Raw genomic sequence first — 18,116 nt, 5'->3', positions numbered from 1 at the left:
AATCACGTCAACTTCGCTTTATTGGATCTATGCGGCTACAGCTTTGCACCGCGATACGCGCAATTTAACAGCGTCATCAACGATCTGTTTGAGGTGACTGAAAATGAACAATGTAACACCATACTTGGGGTTTTGTGCGGGCACAAAGCCGGCAGGTACCTTATGAAAGCCCAGCCACGTCAACCCCAGGAAACCGACATAGAGCAGCAGCACCACAGCACTTCCGCGAACTGCGCGGCGCACGCCTCCGACATAAGCATTCGAGGCGCTGTCAAAGAAGCGGTTGAAGCGGCGGAAGAAGCCACCAAACAGGCCGTCGATGAGGCGCGTGACTCGATCGGGCTGGGCCGCGCCATGATGCGGCTTGAGCAGGATGGCGGCCAGCGCGGGCGACAGTGTGAGCGAATTGATCGCCGATAGGATGGTCGAGAACGCGATGGTCAGCGCGAACTGGCGATAGAACTCGCCTTGCAGCCCAGACAGGAACGCCGAGGGAATGAAGACCGCCGCCAGCACCGAGGTGATGGCCAGGATCGGGCCAGTAACCTCGTCCATGGCTTTGAGCGCTGCGTCCTTGGGCGACTCGCCAAGTGCCATGTGGCGCTCCACGTTTTCTACCACGACGATGGCGTCGTCCACAACAATGCCGATTGAGAGTACGAGGCCGAACAATGACAGTGTGTTCAACGAGAAGCCGAACATGTGCATTACGGCGAAGGTGCCGACCAGCGAGACCGGCACGGCGATCAGCGGGATGATCGACGCTCTCCAGGATTGCAGGAACAGCACCACCACGATCACCACCAGCAGAATCGCCTCTAGCAGCGTGACCGCTACAGACTGAAGCGAGGCCCGCACGAAGACCGTAGGATCGTAGGCGATCTTGTACTCGATGCCCTCTGGAAAGCTTGCTTGTAGACGATCCATCGTCGCGCGTACCGCGCTAGACACATCTAGTGCATTGGAGCCAGGCGTCATCAGGATCTGAATGCCAACCGTGTTGCCGCCATCAAGTTGGGCGCGCATGGTGTAGTTCTCCGCACCTAACTCCACACGTGCCACGTCGCGCAAGCGTGTAACCTGGCCGTGGGTGCCAGCCTTGATGACGATATCGCCGAATTGCTCTTCGGTGGTGAGACGCCCGAGTGCGTTGACGGTGACCTGAAAGGCAGACGAGGCGTTAGGCTGCTGACCGATAGAGCCGGCCGCAACCTGCACGTTCTGCTCCCGAATGGCGGCGACCACATCGCTAGCGGTCATGCCACGAGACGCAACCTTTTCGGGGTCGAGCCAGACCCGCATCGCGTACTCACCCTCACCACCAAGCAACACGTTGGCGATGCCCGGCAGGCGTGCCAGTTCGTCACGGACGTTGAGCATCGCGTAGTTGGACACATACAGCGGGTCGTAACGATCCCCTGGCGATAGCATGTTCACAACCATCAGGATGTCGGGCGCGGTCTTCTCAGTCACAACGCCGATGCGTTGGACCTCGGGTGGCAACCGGGGTAGCGCACGCGACACCCGGTTCTGCACCTGGATTTGCGCGATATCGGCGTTGATGTGTTGCTCGAAAGAGATGGTGAGCACCATCTTTCCGTCCGTGGACATCTGGGACTGCATGTACATCATGCCTTCCACGCCGTTGATGGCTTGCTCTAGCGGCGATGCCACGGTGTCGGCAATCACTTGCGGATTGGCGCCGGGATAGCTCGCCGTGACCTGTACCGTTGGGGGGGTAACCTGAGGGTACTCGCTCAGTGGCAACTGGAAGTAGCTGATCGCGCCCGCGATCAGCATCAGCACCGAAAGGACGATTGCGAAGATAGGGCGGTTGATGAAGAAACGGGGGAAATTCATTTGCGAGCCTCCGCTGAGCCAGCTGCGCTGTCAGCCTTGACCTGATCGGCCCCAGCCGCCCCAGCGGCCTTGGCAGACTCCGCAGGGACTGCCGGGGCACTAGCCGCAGTCTTAGTCGCGTCGGGAGCGCCGGCGGCCGGTGCTGCCGGCCCCTGCATGGGCACCATGCGCGGCGTGACAGTCATACCAGGTCGTACGAGGCCTTTGATTATGATTTTTTCGCCACCCTGCAGGCCACCGTTTATAACGCGCAGACCGTCGACTACGGGACCCAGCTCAATCGGACGATACTGAGCTTGGTTGTTTTCACCCACGACCAGAACATAGTTTCGGCCTTGATCGGTGCCAACCGCTTGGTCGTCGATGAGGACGGCCTGCCGAGAGCTTGCGGTGGAGAGCTTGGCCCTCGCAAACAGCCCAGGCGTCAGCCGTCCATCAGGGTTGGGGACGACCGCGCGAGCGCGGATCGTGCCGGTACTTCTATCAATCGCATTGCCGACGAAGTCGAGCACGCCCTTGTACGGAAAGTTTCTGTCAGTGCTCAAGCCTACTTGAACGGGCAACGAAGCATGAGTCCCTGAACCAGGTCTCGAGCGGCTCACCACATTGACGTAGGTTGCCTCATCGATGTCGAAATAGACGTGCACAGGATCGATGGACACGATCGTGGTAAGTAGCGTGGCTGCTCCTGCACCGCCGCCGCTGACCAGGTTGCCCTCGGTCACCAGCACTCGGTCCACGCGCCCGGCAATTGGTGCCGATACCCGCGCGTAGGACAGGTCGAGCTGCGCCGCTGCGACTGTGGCCTTTGCCGCCTGTACCTGCGCCTGACGCGCATTGCGTGCGGAGACTGCATCGTCATAGGTCTTCCGAGACAGGGCGCCAGTGGCAACAAGCCGCTCGGCACGATCAAAGTCGGCCTGAGCCTGACTGGACAGCACCTCAGCCTGCCGCAACTGCGCCGTGGCGGTGTCGAGCGCGACTTGGAAAGGCCGTGGGTCAATCTGGAACAACAATTGCCCCTTGCGTACCAGACTTCCCTCGGGCACGCTCACCGCGTCGACGGCCCCCCCCACACGCGAGCGCAACTCGACCACCTTCGGTGCGGCCAAAAAGCCGGTGAACTCAGTTGACGGCGTGATTGTGCGCGTGATGGCCTCAGCCACAGGCACCTGCGGTGCCATCGGTGCGCCAGCTGGTGGTGCTGCTGGTTTACTTTCATCCTTGCCATCTCGGGCAGCCACCGCTATCCCCCCGACGGCCGCGATGACGCTAGCTACCAAAATGATCCTGATTTTTTTATGCATGGAAGTTACTTTTTTATTACGGGGCTTCGGTCCATCCGAAGCGGTTCGCATATGTTTCTAAAGGCTAGCCCTTACAACCACGTCAAGGTCAAGCCTTTTTCGATGACCATGACGAGCATGGGACTGGACTACAAGCTCTGGAACCTTCCGGCCTCCCGGTGAACGCATGAGATGCAGTTACGGCCGAAAGGGACGCATCTGAGCCCATTATCCACGTCCGATCATCCCATCTATTTAAACTCGTTGTTCTAAAGGCATTCGTTTATCGCCTAACATCGATGTTTTCGGAGATCGATTTACAGATGAAGATATGGAAGGGCTTGGCGCCGCAACAACGGCAGTTCAAGCCCTCTGCAATACCTCAATGGGCATCCTGTACGGACACAGAGCTTTGATGACCTCCGTTCTGGCCATCGGCTGGCTCTTGGGCACCCTTAAAGCGGAGTAGGCGCAGCGCATTGAGCGTGACCAAAGCGGTGGCACCGGTGTCGGCCAGCACAGCAACCCAAAGGCCAGTGATACCCAGCACACTGGTGACTAGGAACAGGCCCTTGAGGCCAATGGCGAACACTACGTTCTGGTGGATGTTGGCCATCGTCGCGCGGGACAGCGCCACCAGGTGCGCAACGTCCGTGACGCGGCTCTTGAGCAGAGCAGCGTCTGCGGTCTCTAGGGCCACGTCGGTGCCGCCGCCCATGGCGATCCCTACATCGGCGGTCGCCAAGGCCGGCGCGTCGTTGATGCCGTCGCCGACCATCGCCACCTTCGCGTCGCGCTTCAAGTCGTTGACCAGGCGCAACTTGTCTTGCGGAAGCAACTCACTCTCCCACTCGATATCCAGCTTGCCGGCGATGGCCTGCGCAGTTCTCCGATTGTCACCGGTGAGCATGACCGAGCGCACACCCATCGCCTTGAGCTGGGCCACGCCTTCGCGGGCGTCACGGCGAGGTTCGTCACGCAAGGCCAACAGGCCCATGACATTCTTGCTTGCTTCGTCGAACAGAACCACCACCGTCTTGCCACCATCTTCCAGCTTGGCGATTTCCTGCTGGTGCGCGAGGGTCAGCGTGGCCATCTGCCCTGCATGGACGGGCGATCCCACGGCTAGCTTGCTGCCGTTCACGGTAGCGCGAACTGCCTTGCCCGGGATAGCGAATGCTTCGGTGGCTTGTGGAACCTCCACATCGAGGCTCTTGGCGTGGGCAACGATTGCCTTCGCCAACGGGTGATTCGATCCAGACTCGACGGCGGCGGCGAGCGCCAGTACCTGTTGCTGCTTGGATTGCCCGAAAGGCACGACTTCAGTGATGCGCGGCTTGCCCTCTGTCAGCGTGCCAGTCTTATCGAAGGCGACTGTGCGAACGCGACCAATGGTTTCCAAGGCGTTGCCACCTTTAATCAGCAAACCTCGGCGAGTAGCAACAGCCAGTCCCGAGGCAATGGCCGCCGGCGTTGACAAAACCAAGGCGCACGGGCACGCGATTAGCAGCAAAGCAAGACCACGGTACAGCCAAGTGCCCCAATCACCACCCATGGTAAGCGGGGGAACCACGACGATCAGCGCCGCGATGGCCATCACGGCCGGGGTGTAGTAACGGCTGAACTTTTCGATGAAGCGTGCCGTCGGCGCCTTGGAGGATTGAGCTTGCTCGACGAGCTGGATGATGCGCGAGATGGTGTTGTCCGATGCAGCCTTCTCAACCAGAACTTCAAGCACACCGTCGACGTTGATCGAGCCGGCAAATACGTCATCGCCACCGGCCTTTTGACGCGGCACGGACTCCCCTGTGATCGGAGATTCATCGAGACTGCTTTCGCCGCGGAAGATCTTGCCGTCAGCGGGCACTCGATCACCCGGGCGCACCAAAACCCGGTCGTTCACGCTCAGGGAGGCAGCGGGCACTTCGCGCTGCCCACCATTGGCGTCGAGCAAGACAGCAGTTTTAGGCACCAGAGAAGCCAGCGCTTTAATGCCGGCGCGGGCGCGGCCAGCGGCCACACTTTCAAGCAGCTCGCCGACCGCGAACAGGAACACCACAGCAGCGGCCTCCTCGGCCTCGCCAATCACGAGCGCGCCCAGCGAGGCGACAACCATCAGTGTTTCGATGGAGAACGGGGAGCCAGATATGGCCAGCGCGAAGGCTTTGCGCGCGAACGGGAGTACGCCAGCGATCACGGCAGCGGCGAAGATCCATTCGGCATAGCCGGGGATAAATTGAGCAACTGCATAGGCCGAGCCCATGAGAGCTGCTAGGCCCTGCACATGCTTACCCTTCTTCGTCTGCCACCAGCGTTGAGTGATAGCTGAGGGCACGCGGGCAGGCGCGGCAGGCGAGGATCCATCAAGGCGGCGCACGTCGGAGACGCCGAAACCCAGGCTTTTGATGGTCTTCTCGATGTCGCCAATATGTGTAGGACTTCCAGACGCGAGCGTCAGCTCAAGCGTTTCTGCCGTGAAGTTGATGCGGGCATCTGATACGCCCGCCATGCGAGCAAGAGCCGTTTCAATCTTGCCAACGCAGCTCGCGCAGTCCATGCCTTCCACGTGCATCGAAACGTTGGGTGGGTTACCAGGGGGCTCGCGGCGAGCGTGTGAGGTGTGATCATGTCCACTGCAGGAGCCGTGTTCATGCCCGCCGTTTGTCTTTTGCGTGTGGCCGTGCCCATGATCACCGCCGCAAGCGTGACCATCCTTGTGATCTTCGCTGTGGTCATGTGCATGGACCGATTGGCGCGATACGGCCGCAATCGAGAGCGACGACACTGGCAGTTCTTCCACACCGAACCCCAAAGTTTTGATTTTCTTAGCTACATCGCGAGCAGTGAAGCGGCTTTTCAGATTGCGAGTCAACGTCAGCGTTTCGCTAGAAAAATTGACTTGCACGTCCGTCAGCCCATCCATTCGGGAAAGGGCCTTCTCGATTTTGCCGACGCAGCTCGCGCAATCCATGCCCTCCACACGGAAGCTCAGCTGCTCCCTAGCCTTGTCCTGGTACTCCGTTATTTCCCTTGTCATATCTACCTCCAAGTTCTCTGAACACTTTGCAAGTTAGGTTCGCCGCACGCCGCACAAACCGCTTAAATAAAACAAACACATAAACATACATTCATGTGTTAATCATTAAAAAAGAAGGCTGTTGTCCTTCTGTTTACGATCGTCTGTGGTTGTGGCGTGCGGCGCACGTGCTTACAGTTTCGACACATTTTCAAAATGCAGATTGAATTTTAGCACACATATGAAGATATGTTCAATTGTTTAATTCATGAAGTTAGCATGGTTAATTTCTACGCTCACGATGGGGGGGAGTGAAAGCTGGCGTCGGCTGATGAGGCCCAGGGGATTGAGTGCGGTCAGATTCATACAACCGTCACCCAAACATCACGCATGGGCGAAGTCGCGCTTACTCAGGACTGGGATGGCGCATTACAGTTGCTGACGGGCTGGCACCTCTCTTGCACAATCGCGAAAATGCCCAGCAAAAAGTAGGCATCTTTGCGTTCGACGCAATTCGCAATCATTCCTCAGAGAAGTGACAGACCATGTCCTGAAACACTTGACTGATGTGCTCATCCGCGATGCAGTAGAAGATATGTTTCGCCTGACGTTATCCACGCACAAGTCGAGCTCCACGCAGGAGCCGCAGATGATGACTGACCAAGAATTGGGATAGATCGAGCGTTTCTGCGATGTCGCCCACCGCGACTGATCCGCGCATGCACTGCAGCAGGATCTTCAGGCGCGATTGATCTCCTAACAGGAGAAAAGTCTCAGCGAGAACAGCGACGTCACTATGAGAGAGCGCCAAGAGCTCTGGGGCCGAACGCTGAGCATTGGTGGCGCAATTCTGAGCATTGTCGCCATTGGCGTGTTTTCGAGAAGTCATGGATTTCTTGTCCCTGAGTTGCCAGCACTACGCTGGCTGCAGCATCAGTGTTGATGACCTGGGACGGAATGGTCGTGCTTATGACCCTTTTCATGGCTGTGGCTAGTGTCATGCTCATGTGGGGTGTGCCCTTGCGGCCCACCTGTCGGCTGCAAGCTGCAAAGGTTCTTTTCACCAGGAGAGTTCCATTCGATCCCGACCGTCGCGTGCTCGATGCCAAATTGCTCTCGAAGCACCACCTCTACGCACTTGACCACGGTGCGCGCTTCCTCAGCCACACTAGGGCGAACGTGCAGCGTGGCCATCGTGCGACCAGAGGTAAGCTGCCATACATGCACATGACTGACGGCCGCCAAGCCAGGCACCGCGCCCATCAGGCCTTGTTCCACCTGCTCCGGAGAAGCGTCCTCGGGCGCACCTTCGAGCAAAATGTGGATCGATTTCGCCAGGAGCTTCCAGGCGCTGCGCAGGATCAGGGCTGCCACCAGCACCGACAGGATGGGGTCAATTGGCGTCCAACCAATGAGATAGATGACCACTGCAGCGACGATGGCACCGACCGAGCCCAGCAGGTCGCCCATCACGTGCAGGATGGCCCCCTTCACGTTGACGTGCTCGGTCTCTCCGCGGGTCATGATCCACAACACCAGAACGTTTACCAGCAATCCAAGCACGGCAACGATCATCATCGGGCCGGCAAGGATGACGGGCGGAGCTTGCAGTCGCTCCCATGCTTCATAGGCGATCCATGCCACGATCACAAAGAGCGTCACAGCGTTCAGGAAGCCGGCGATGACCTCGAACCGAAGGTAGCCAAAGGTGCGCTTGCTGTCAGCCGGTCGGCGCCCGAACCGGAATGCCGCGTATGCCAGAGCCAGCGCTGCTGCATCGGTCAGCATGTGGCCCGCATCGGCCAGAAGGGCCAGCGAGCCCGACAGCACGCCGCCGACAGCCTCCACGATCATGAAGCCGAAGATCAGGAAGAAGGACAGCAAGACCTTGCGTTCGTTAGCGCCGGTCACTTTTGGAGTGTGGTCATGGTCGTGACCATGTTCATCGTGCGATTGGGACATCAGGGCCTCGCGCAGAAATTAGGTGGTTGACTGTACGTAAAATATAATACATGAACATATGTTTATGCAATGTATTTTTAGCAAACCATACTAAGGACTGCGAAAGATGAGTGGCGGCGATGCGGCTATTTAGTACGCCTATCCTCTTGGCCACACCCTGTGCAGGTCGTCCACAATCAGGTCGTGATGATGTTGGCCCAGATCCAAGTGCTGACGCAGATAGAGGATGACCCGCCGGAAGGTTCGGATGGTCGTGAGCCAGATCGGACGGGGCGCTGGCTGGCCAAAACCGCAGCGCGAGCACCACGCAGGAAAGCGCCTGAAAACATCTAGGAGATTTCAATCATGGACACGAACTTCGACGTCATCGTCATCGTCATCGTCATTGGCGCCGGGCCTGGTGGCGACATCGCAGCGATTCGCGCCGAGCAGTTAGGCATGAATGTCGCCTGCGTCGATGCCTGGAAAACCAAGGAAGGCAAGCCTACCCAAGACGGTACATGCAACAACATCGGGTGCATCCCGTCAAAGGCGCTGCTGCAGTCGTCCAAAAACTTAGACCAAGCCAAGCACCACTTCGGCGCGCTCGGCATCATGTCCACGGGCGAGCTACGCATGGACGTGGCTGTGATGCTGGAGCGCAAGAATCAGGTCGTGAAGTCGAGCAACGAAGGCAAACTCTATCTGTTCCGAAAAAACAAGGTGCAGTTCTTAAACGGTCTGGCGTTTATGACTCGGGCCGCCGTCGGCCTTGAACTGGATGGGCGCGGAGCCGTCGTGGTGAACGGCGAATGGCGCACCAGCGTGCCCAGTATCTGGGCCATCGCCGATGTGGTGCGCGGCCTGATGCTAGCGCACATGGCAGAGGAAGAAGGTGTCGCTGTGGTCGAGCGCAGAAGGTGTCGCTGTGGTCGAGCGCATTGCAGGCCATCGCGGTCATGTCGATTTCAACACGATCCCCAACGTCATCTACACCAGCCCGGAAATCGCCTGGGTAGGTCGCACCGAGCAGCAGCTCAAATACGCGGGCGCAGCATATCGTAGCTGTACATTTCCGTTCATGGCTAACGGTCGCGCGCGTGCATTGAGCGAGACAGCGGGTCTCGTCAAGGTGATCGCAAATCCTACGACAGACGAAATCCTCGGCGTACATGTAGTCGGCCCGCAGATCAGCGAACTTGTGGCTGAGGCGGTCATCGCGATGGCATTCAATAAGGCCTCACTTGCGGTCGATAAGCGCGCTGAACTTCTGATTGATCAGAATTGGACCCGCATTCATCTCATTGAGTGTAGCCGCGGGCGGTCATACGGCCCCAGCTTGTAATAGATCGCAATCCGCATCGCAACGAGCGCTTCGCCCGCGGCTAATCGTCGTTGTGCTCTTCGACGATGTGAGTGGACATGTCCAGCAGCACTTGGTTCACATGCTTGTCGTCCACCTCATAGAAAATTTGCTTGGCCTGGCGCACCCCCTTCACAAGGCGGGCTCCACGCAGCAGCCGCAGGTGGTGACTGACCAGCGACTGCGAAAGCTCGAGGGATTCCGCGATGTCCCCAACCGAGGAGGAACCCTTCATGCAGCACAGCATTATTCTCAACCGAGACGGGTCGCCCAGTAGGCGGAAGGTCTCGGCCAGGATCGTAACGTCATTCTGTGACAAAGAAGCCAGATCGTCGCTTGCACCGCGGGGCGCGTTAACTTGTTTGCGTAAAGTCATTTCTCAAAAATTCCAACTCTCGAACAGCTACTCATGCCGTTCAGAATTAACGAGGCTGCGATAATTTGATCGCACTCGCCGACAAAGATCAGGAGACAGCCTGCGAGCCAAGGCGCGCCGCGTCTATGCGCAGCGAAATCGTCCAAACCAGCAGCGCTCAAAATAGGGCTTAACCTTACAACATAGTAACCCTCAAGTACCCTGTATGTCTAATTTCAATTTTGAGAAGACACCTTGAGCATGCCATTAACAAGTGCTGGTCGTGCCACCGTAGCAGCGATCAGCCTGCCCATCGAGGGCATGACCTGCACGAGCTGCATCGTCCGAATCGAGTGCGCCCTGACCAAGGTGCCTGTCTCTTGATCACATCTCATTGATCAAGAGACTTGGCTAACAGGTAACCTTCAAGGATGGTTTGTGGTAAAACTATCCTTCCCATAACCGCTCCCTGCCGACTCGTCCCGTCCTTTTTGAATCAAACCAACCCACTAATTTTCCGAGACTTATACAAACCCAATAAACACTTGGAGTTCGCTTCGGTACTTTTTTCTTTTCGACTTTTGACCACAGCAGCTTCCAATCACTCACAAACTTACTTGTTAGCACTGATTAAATAAAGTTGACTTTAATCATATGAATTTTAATAAATTAAAAATCAGGCCGCATGCGACCTCATCCTGACGACAAAGGTCTAGCTTTCGAGCTAAACTGCGTATTCCCACCCATGGCGATCACCTAATAACATTGAAGGGAGTCGAAAGTTTAAGGGCAGCTTTCTATGTCCTGCAGATGGGAAGTATCCGCGAGGTAGAGAGCCTTCAGTATTGGGCAGTCGGGTTTTTCATTTCCCGCGCAGCAAGCAGAGAGTGTGGTAAGAATTGATGCCATACGTTGAAATTCTTCAATTTTTAAGGTTAAATCATTAATATGAGATTCAACTATACTTTTAACATCTGCACTCTGACGCGAATGATTTCCCCAAAGAGAAAGTAACTCTCCTGCCTGTGACAGAGAAAAACCGAGATCTCGACATCGACGTATAAAATGTAACTTATAAACATCGGCATCTTTGTAGATCCGATAACCAGCCTCTGTTCTGGAGACTGATGGTATTAGCCCAACCTCCTCATAGTAACGAATCATTTTCGCCGAAACTCCCGATAAGCGGGCTGCATCACCAATGTTCATCTTCACCTCCCAAATGATTTTTACTAATACTGTAGTTAGCTTTAAGTAACATAGTTTCGGGTAACATTTATTGAAGGAAATTTCCTAATCCATTGAACCAAGTAACCATTAACCTGTTCCCAAAAATCTCACCAGCCCCCACCTAACTTCAGGTTAAACCTTCCCCTAACCGGAAGGTCAAGAGAAGTCGATAGATTTTTTGTATGATATTAAAATCTTGATCGTTTAGATTTCCCACATGGTTTAATAATAAATAATTCTTAAAGTTCAAAAATAAATGCCGACTTAATTCATCTGACTCCACTGATCATCTAGTGTTCAAAAAATTATCTACCCATTGAACCATTGCTTTAACCAAATCATCATCATATGCGATGTGCTGACCATGGCGCTGTTCTGGCGAGGGCAGCCTCAAGGTGTCATCGTTCATACTGATAGTTGGACCATTGCAGTTTTGAGAGTCAAATTCATTTATTGAACGTCAACTACCTTGTCCGGTTCGCGTCAATTAACTTGTCCGGTTGACGATGTTTAATTGTCGTTAGCGATAGGCATCTCCTTTCTCATCATTGACGCCTTTTTACGGTAGCTTTCGCCACCTATCTCTAAAATAGTGGCGTGATGCACTAACCGATCAATCGCCGCCACCGTCATCATGTTGTCGTCGAAGATCTGATCCCACCCACTAAAAGGCTGATTTGAGGTGATAATCAAACTGCCCGTTTCATAGCGGTGCGCAATCAATTCAAACAATACCTGTGTTTCTTGGCTGCTTTTTTTGACGTAGCCAATATCATCAATGATGAGCACCGTATATTTGTCCATGCGAGCCAGCACGTCAGTCAATACCAACGCCGCTTTTGCTTGCTGAAGGCTTTGAGCAAGATGGGTAGCGCTAGTGAACTTTACTCGCACCCCTTGCGCCAACAAGGCATAGCCAATACCACAGGCAAGATGGGTTTTACCCACACCACTGGCACCAAACAACAACACGTTCTCGGCTTGATTAACCCACTGCTGTTGATCCGCCAGGGCAATAAGCTGATTTTTATTAATCCCCTCTACCACACTAAAATCAAATTGGCTCAACGGCTTACCCGGTGGCAGTTGTGCTTCGCGGGTATAGCGTTGTAAACGCTTGTGATGACGCTCACCCACTTCGTGTTCACACAAAGCCGCAAGGTAGGTTTGCGGTAACCATTGTTCATCCAGCGCCTTTTGTGCAAGGCCTTCCCAGTGCTGGGCGAAGCTACTTAACTTTAATTCCTTCAAGAGAATCGGGAGGGAGGCAAGATCAGCCATGTTGCACCTCCACACATAACAGCTGATCGTAATCAGCCAGCAGGTGCTGCTTTGCCGTAATGAGTGGAATCACGGCCGTGTCTGTACTAAAGCGCTTATTGCACTGTAAGTTGCTGGGTAATTCACCCCCCTCAATGCTTTTGAGTACGTAACGACCAAGGCTATCTTGGCACTGAGCTGTCGCGGCCAAGTGCAGCAGGCGCACGATGTAACGGCAGGCATCATGGGGATTCAGTGTGCCGTCAACATACTGCCAGATACGGTGGTAGTCCGGGGTGGGTAATAAGTCATCGCGCAGCTGCGAGTAACGGAAGGCCCCCGGCTTTTTAACCAAGGAGTCGATAACATGGCGATAATCGACACTGCGTCCGCGCTGGGTTGTGGTGGCATAAACACGCGGTAAGCTGAGTATCTGCTCATGCCCACTGAACAGATCCAAGCGCTCGTCATACAGCTGAACATACAGCCGCTCGCCGATAAAGCGAGACGGTACGGTATAGGTCACCCGTTTGAGGTCAAAGCTGCTACTGCTGCTAATCAGAACACTGTGCTCCGCATAATCATGAGTGCGCCGTTTTGGCAGTGTCTGCAATAACGGCCGCTCTTGTTCAAAGCGGGTGCGGCATTGCTGGTTAATCTTGGTGACAATACCATCCACGAAGGCTTGATAGGCCTCAAGGGACGTAAAATCAGTATCGCCTCGCAGCAGCAAGGCCTGAGTCATACGTCGCTTTAAATGCCCGTGTGCCGCTTCTATTGTACCGTTCTCATGGCTCTTGCCGGGGTTGTTACGACTGCCTTTGAGTTGATAGTGGTGGCATAAGGCGTCGTACCGAACGGTAAGCTGTTCCTTCTCGGCCAGATTGTTAAAGGCGGCACTCAAGCTGTCGGTGCGGTGTTCAAGGGGTGCGCCACCACTGCGCCATAAGGCATTCTGAAGCCCTGTAGACAAGGCGGTATAGCTTTCACCACCGCAAATGACTTTGGCGTACGTCCAGCCGCTAAAGGCAAGGCGATAGTGGTATAGCAAATGGCAAAATACCTGCCCAAGTATTGTAATCGTAACCCCTTTCAAGAGCGTGAAGTCCGATAAACCCAAACGCCCAGGCACTTTAGTTTGGCGGAACATGACTTCCTTTGCGGGGCCATGTTTGACCTTCCATGCTTTGACACGTCGCTGCAACGTGCGCAGTACGGTGTTGTCATACTGATTGGGGTAGTTGTCGTGAAGGTATTCAAACAACGTGAGCGGCAATAGTTCAGGGTTCGCTTCGAGTAGTGGTACCAGCACCGATGACCAGACCTCAGCAAGCGGGTCTTTGCGAGTGCGCCATTGACGCTTGGGGGTTGGTTCTGTGTTCAGTTCACCGCTGTCTATGCGGCGACCTGATCGCTCTGATAAACCAGACTTTGCCGAAGCGGCAAGCTGGGTTTGACCTTGTTTACGTTCATTCATATATAACCTGATTTGTTGATCTGTGATGGGTTTGCCCGACACGGTTATCTCCTAATGGAATCCGTGACGGACGGTATCAGATCAACCGGCCAACATAGTTGTCGCCGACCGGACAAGTTAATTGTCGTTCAATATTCATTAGAGATCCGATTGCATTTCGAGCTCTATCGAGTGATTTTGCTTCAATGAGTTCAGCAATAGTAAAGAGCACCATAATCATCGCAGCTTCTGGCCACTGTCTAGAATTAAGGCCCATAACTGCCATATACATCCCCTTATTTCTTTTTAATCAGTTTTTCCTCTACAGGACAATCCATTTGCATAATGCGGATTTCAGTTCGCCCCCCCCAGATTATTTAATCTTTGTAGGCGCAGCCGCGCAACAGTCTCCACTAAGGCCATGATCATCTTGATCATGCGATTTCTGGTCATGGTCATGGCCACAACCTTTGTAAGTAGGCTTATCATGATTTAGGTCTTTTTCAACATGCGAATGGTTGCAATCATTATGAACATACAAATGACCATTCGCCTTGTTCAATTCGCCTGATTTCTGAATCTTGCCTCCCACAACCAAGCTTAATTTTTAAATACAACTAGCAGCTTCCTTCCTACTAGAGTTTTACTTTTTTGCGGGACCACTTGCCCAATATGTTTACTATACTGACTACTGAAGACCCTAATCTAACTACAGAGTCAAGTTCAAACGAGGGATATATGAAAATTGGTGAGTTGGCGCGTAAAGCAGGCTGTCCGGTAGAAACGATTCGTTACTACTAGAAAGAAGGTCCACTGCAGGCACCTTTACGAGACATAGGAAATAATTATCGTCACTACGACAAAACCCGTCTTGAAAAACTACTATTCATCCGCCGCTGCCGTTCTCTCGATATGACCCATGAGGAAATTCGCGCTTTGCTGTTAGCAATCAATAATCAGGGTAAAGAATGTGGCCCGATAGATGCAATCATCAACGCCCACCTAATTCACATTCAGCATCGAATCAAAGAATTAGTAGCGTTAGAAGAGCAACGTAAGGAGCTGAATGCTTTTTGTAGCGCTGACCGCAGCATAGATAAATGTTGCATAGTCCAAAAATTGACAGCTGATGAAAGTGATAGCGATCTTTCCTTAACCGCACCAACCAACCATTTAGGGGGGCATTAGTGATGCCACGCGCTTGTTTAAAATGAAAAAAATGTGATGGTGTTAAAACTGCGTAGTCTTACACCATTATGGGCCAATTTAAAGTACTACATTTTGCCGCTCAGCTTATCTCCAGAGCGGCGCTGTACCGCTCCTCCTCGGTTTACGGTGCGGGCTTTGCCCGAAGCATTGGTTAATGTCCTAAGAATAGGACATTCTGACCGCTCATCCCCAGCACAACTCCGGATTAAAACTCGTAGTTTCTCAGTCATTTGACGTATACTTTCCATACGTCGTTCTAAGTCAGCAATGTTCTCCTGAGCCAGGCGTTTAACATCAATGCTCTGGCGAGATTTGTCATTCCATAACGTAAGCAAGCCTTCTATATCTTCCAGAGAGAACCCGAGATCTCGGGCACTACGAATAAAAACCAATCTATGAACATCATTGAGAGCATACTTACGATAACCTGACTCCGTACGCTCGGAGGCAGGGATTAATCCAATTTGCTCGTAATAACGAATCATCTTGGTGGATATTCCTGATTTACGCGATGCTTCTCCGATATTCATAAGCCCACCTTGTTAATGCTCAGCGTTAATGCTCAGCGTCCTCAACCAAAGGAGGCTGGAACCGACGCAGACGCAATGAGTTTCCCAGAACGAACACGCTTGATAGCGCCATCGCCCCTGCTGCAAAAATTGGAGAGAGCAGTATTCCATAAGCTGGGTATAGCAGTCCTGCAGCCACTGGAATCAATGCTGCATTGTAAGCAAATGCCCAAAAGAGATTTTGTCTGATGTTACCGATTGTTGCCTTAGACAATCCAATAGCATTAGGAACTCCCTGCAAGTTTCCTGACATTAAGACAACATCAGCTGACTCCACGGCTATATCTGTTCCTGTACCAATTGCAAGTCCAATATCTGCAACTGCAAGTGCCGGGGCATCGTTTATCCCATCGCCGACAAAAGCAACTTTACCGTAATTTTCTTGCAGTCGACGCACCGCTTCAACTTTGCCTTCAGGTAACACTTCCGCAACCACTTCATCAATATCTAATTGTTTAGCAATAGCCTGAGCTGTATTCGCATTGTCACCGGTAATCATGGCGACCTTGAGACCAAGCTGATGTAATGCCTTTATAGCTACTGGAGTACTTGATTTAATAGGGTCAGCTACAGCAATAATTGCAGCCAACCGACCATCTATAGCAACATAGAGAGGTGATTTCCCCTCATTCCCGAGGCGTTCAGAAATCCGGGAAAAATACGTTACCTCCAATGCTAACTCACGCATAAATCGATCAGCGCCTACTTCTACAAGGCTCCCTTCAACAGTCGCTCGTACTCCCATACCAGTGATTGAATCAAACTCAGTAAGCTCTGGCAGTAAAATGCCGTCTCCTTCTGCCGACTCAACAATAGCGCGAGCAATAGGGTGCTCAGAACGTGATTCAACTGCGGCAACTTTTGCTAATACCTCATTACGTTCAAAACCCTGAGCTAGTTCCAGATCTGTCATGACTGGACGACCTTCAGTCAGAGTTCCGGTTTTGTCTACAGCAACAACTTTGGCATCTTTGAGTAACTGTAGGGCTTCTCCCTTGCGGAATAAAATTCCCATTTCTGCACCACGACCTGTACCAACCATGATAGATGTCGGTGTCGCGAGTCCCATTGCACATGGACATGCAATGATTAGCACTGCCACAGCATTAACCAATGCGAAAGACAGGGCTGGTGATGGACCAAATACTAACCAAATCAGGAATGTAAAAAGTGCTGCCAACATCACAGCTGGAACAAACCACAATGTCACTCTGTCCACAACAGCTTGTATAGGTAACTTTGACCCCTGGGCCTGTTCTACCATCCGTATGATTTGTGACAGCATTGTCTGACCACCAACCGCAGTAGCACGCAACCTCAGTGCTCCTTTCTGGTTCACAGTCCCTCCGACAACTCCACTGCCAACGATTTTTTCCACTGGTATAGGCTCACCAGTTATCATCGATTCATCTATAAAACTGGTACCTTCACTTACCTCTCCATCGACCGGAATCCTTTCTCCCGGGCGAACTTCGATAATGTCTCCAAGCACAACGTCTTTGACAGGAATATCATTCATTACGCCATTACGGAGCACGTGCGCCTCCTTAGCCTGCAAGCCTACTAAGCGTTTGATAGCCTCAGACGTTCTCCCCTTAGCTCTCGCCTCCATAAATCGTCCCAAAAGAATGAGAGCGACAATCACTGCAGCAGCTTCGTAGTACACATTAACGGTACCCTCAGGCAAAAGGTATGGTACAAACGTAGCAACCACAGAATAACCAAAAGCAGCAATAGTCCCGACAGAGACCAGTGAATTCATGTCAGGAGCAAGCCGCGTAAGAGCAGGAATGCCTTTCATGTAGAATCGACGACCTGGAACCACTAAGACTAACAATGTCAATACAAACTGGACGTACCAGCTTTCCTGGATCCCAATGGTATTCATCACCCAGTGTTGCATTCTTGGAATCATGTGAGATCCCATTTCGAGAACAAATACCGGCAGAGCCAGTGCTGTTGCAATAACTAAATCTTTCTTTAATAAAGCCTTCTCTGCGTCCTTTCTTACTTCAGACTCATTACTGACCTGATTTTGGGTATCGATGACACGGGCTTCATAGCCAACTTTTTGAATAGCAGATATGAGATCGTCTATGCCAGCCACTCCGCGAATAGTTGCCCTCTCAGTTGCAAGGTTAACCGTTGCCGCCTTTACACCATCAACCGCTAAGAGTGCCTTTTCAACACGGCCAACACACGAAGCACATGTCATACCTTGCACTGAAAGTTCAACGGATGTTACAGGAACTTCATATCCTACCTTTTCAATTGCTTCGATTAACTTCAGTCGATCAACAGGAGCTTTAAGATGAATATCCGCCAGCTCAGTCGCAAGATTGACACTTGCGTTTACGACGCCTTCAACTTTGTTTAAAGCTGCTTCAACTCGTCCTACACAACTTGCACAGGTCATACCCTCAATAGGTAAGCTAACCCGGGCTTCAGCATTGCTGGAGAGCTGGTTTTTATGAATGCTCATGATGTATTTCTCATTGTTGGTTCAGATATTAAACAGTCTAGGGCTTACCATGATGGGAAGGTCAAGCGTATTATTTTTAACCTCATGAA

The 18,116-nt window shown here is 52.9% G+C and carries 13 protein-coding genes and 4 pseudogenes; 4 read left to right on the top strand and 13 right to left on the bottom strand.

Annotated elements, in window-relative coordinates; genetic code table 11:
• Window positions 1-132: pseudogene (locus PSI06_RS21710) on the top strand (Tn3 family transposase); the annotation flags it as partial.
• Here the strand turns inward: PSI06_RS21710 and PSI06_RS15445 are convergent.
• From PSI06_RS15445 to PSI06_RS15425, 5 genes and pseudogenes are all read right to left on the bottom strand, one after another.
• Window positions 121-1,860 (bottom strand): annotated as a pseudogene (locus PSI06_RS15445) (efflux RND transporter permease subunit); the annotation flags it as partial. The pseudogenes PSI06_RS21710 and PSI06_RS15445 overlap by 12 nt on opposite strands.
• On the bottom strand, window positions 1,857-3,167 hold the full coding sequence (locus PSI06_RS15440; RefSeq protein WP_011788493.1) for an efflux RND transporter periplasmic adaptor subunit: 1,311 nt from the start codon (window positions 3,165-3,167) through the stop codon (window positions 1,857-1,859). The gene PSI06_RS15440 and the pseudogene PSI06_RS15445, both read right to left, overlap by 4 nt.
• A 361-nt stretch (window positions 3,168-3,528) precedes the next feature.
• Window positions 3,529-6,183 (bottom strand): heavy metal translocating P-type ATPase, encoded by a 2,655-nt coding sequence (locus PSI06_RS15435; RefSeq protein ID WP_011788492.1) that lies wholly within the window; start codon window positions 6,181-6,183, stop codon window positions 3,529-3,531.
• 589 nt (window positions 6,184-6,772) lie between these two features.
• Complete coding sequence (locus PSI06_RS15430; protein ID WP_011788491.1) at window positions 6,773-7,051, bottom strand: ArsR/SmtB family transcription factor; 279 nt, start codon at window positions 7,049-7,051, stop codon at window positions 6,773-6,775.
• A 44-nt stretch (window positions 7,052-7,095) separates the two neighbouring features.
• Window positions 7,096-8,124: a cation diffusion facilitator family transporter gene (locus tag PSI06_RS15425; protein ID WP_063527551.1), complete on the bottom strand. Its 1,029-nt coding sequence runs from the start codon at window positions 8,122-8,124 to the stop codon at window positions 7,096-7,098.
• Between the two features lie 345 nt (window positions 8,125-8,469).
• Here PSI06_RS15425 and PSI06_RS15420 point away from each other — a divergent pair, with 345 nt between their 5' ends.
• Both PSI06_RS15420 and PSI06_RS15415 read left to right on the top strand, forming a co-directional pair.
• The gene (locus PSI06_RS15420) at window positions 8,470-9,168 is read left to right on the top strand and encodes an FAD-dependent oxidoreductase (RefSeq protein ID WP_015066563.1); all 699 of its coding nucleotides are present in this window, start codon (window positions 8,470-8,472) and stop codon (window positions 9,166-9,168) included.
• Window positions 9,080-9,448 carry a hypothetical protein gene (locus PSI06_RS15415; RefSeq protein WP_223420022.1) on the top strand — a complete coding sequence of 123 codons (369 nt, stop codon included), beginning with the start codon at window positions 9,080-9,082 and terminating at the stop codon, window positions 9,446-9,448. The genes PSI06_RS15420 and PSI06_RS15415 overlap by 89 nt, the downstream gene beginning before the upstream one ends.
• A gap of 40 nt (window positions 9,449-9,488) precedes the next feature.
• Here the strand turns inward: PSI06_RS15415 and PSI06_RS15410 are convergent, their stop codons facing one another.
• From PSI06_RS15410 to PSI06_RS15385, 6 genes and pseudogenes are all read right to left on the bottom strand, one after another.
• Entirely contained in the window at window positions 9,489-9,842 is a 354-nt protein-coding gene (locus PSI06_RS15410) for an ArsR/SmtB family transcription factor (protein WP_011788489.1), read from the bottom strand.
• Between the two features lie 370 nt (window positions 9,843-10,212).
• Window positions 10,213-10,421, bottom strand: a pseudogene (locus PSI06_RS15405) (IS4 family transposase); the annotation flags it as partial.
• A 183-nt stretch (window positions 10,422-10,604) separates the two neighbouring features.
• A complete protein-coding gene (cueR, locus tag PSI06_RS15400; RefSeq protein WP_011788488.1) occupies window positions 10,605-11,030 on the bottom strand; it encodes a Cu(I)-responsive transcriptional regulator in 426 nt (141 codons plus the stop codon).
• Between the two features lie 531 nt (window positions 11,031-11,561).
• Complete coding sequence (gene istB, locus PSI06_RS15395) at window positions 11,562-12,332, bottom strand: IS21-like element ISSpu15 family helper ATPase IstB (RefSeq protein WP_063529288.1); 771 nt, start codon at window positions 12,330-12,332, stop codon at window positions 11,562-11,564.
• Window positions 12,325-13,830, bottom strand: a complete 1,506-nt coding sequence (gene istA / locus PSI06_RS15390) for an IS21-like element ISSpu15 family transposase (protein WP_063529287.1) — start codon at window positions 13,828-13,830, stop codon at window positions 12,325-12,327. The genes istB and istA overlap by 8 nt, the downstream gene beginning before the upstream one ends.
• A 34-nt stretch (window positions 13,831-13,864) precedes the next feature.
• Window positions 13,865-14,053: a hypothetical protein gene (locus PSI06_RS15385; RefSeq protein ID WP_063528205.1), complete on the bottom strand. Its 189-nt coding sequence runs from the start codon at window positions 14,051-14,053 to the stop codon at window positions 13,865-13,867.
• Between the two features lie 386 nt (window positions 14,054-14,439).
• Between PSI06_RS15385 and PSI06_RS15375 the strand changes: the two are divergent.
• Window positions 14,440-14,955, top strand: a pseudogene (locus PSI06_RS15375) (Cd(II)/Pb(II)-responsive transcriptional regulator).
• An 86-nt stretch (window positions 14,956-15,041) separates the two neighbouring features.
• On the opposite strand, the gene cueR (PSI06_RS15370) reads toward PSI06_RS15375, so the two are convergent.
• Both cueR (PSI06_RS15370) and PSI06_RS15365 read right to left on the bottom strand, forming a co-directional pair.
• Window positions 15,042-15,506: a Cu(I)-responsive transcriptional regulator gene (gene cueR, locus PSI06_RS15370; RefSeq protein WP_011788480.1), complete on the bottom strand. Its 465-nt coding sequence runs from the start codon at window positions 15,504-15,506 to the stop codon at window positions 15,042-15,044.
• Window positions 15,507-15,531: 25 nt separating this feature from the next.
• A complete protein-coding gene (locus tag PSI06_RS15365) occupies window positions 15,532-18,027 on the bottom strand; it encodes a heavy metal translocating P-type ATPase (protein WP_011788479.1) in 2,496 nt (831 codons plus the stop codon).
• Window positions 18,028-18,116: the final 89 nt, after the last annotated feature.

The sequence above is a fragment of the Pseudoalteromonas sp. GABNS16E genome (genome assembly GCF_028598715.1).
GTDB lineage: Bacteria > Pseudomonadota > Gammaproteobacteria > Enterobacterales > Alteromonadaceae > Pseudoalteromonas > Pseudoalteromonas atlantica.
Note: the sequence above shows the minus strand (reverse complement) of the source record. Positions and strands in the feature narration are given on the sequence as shown.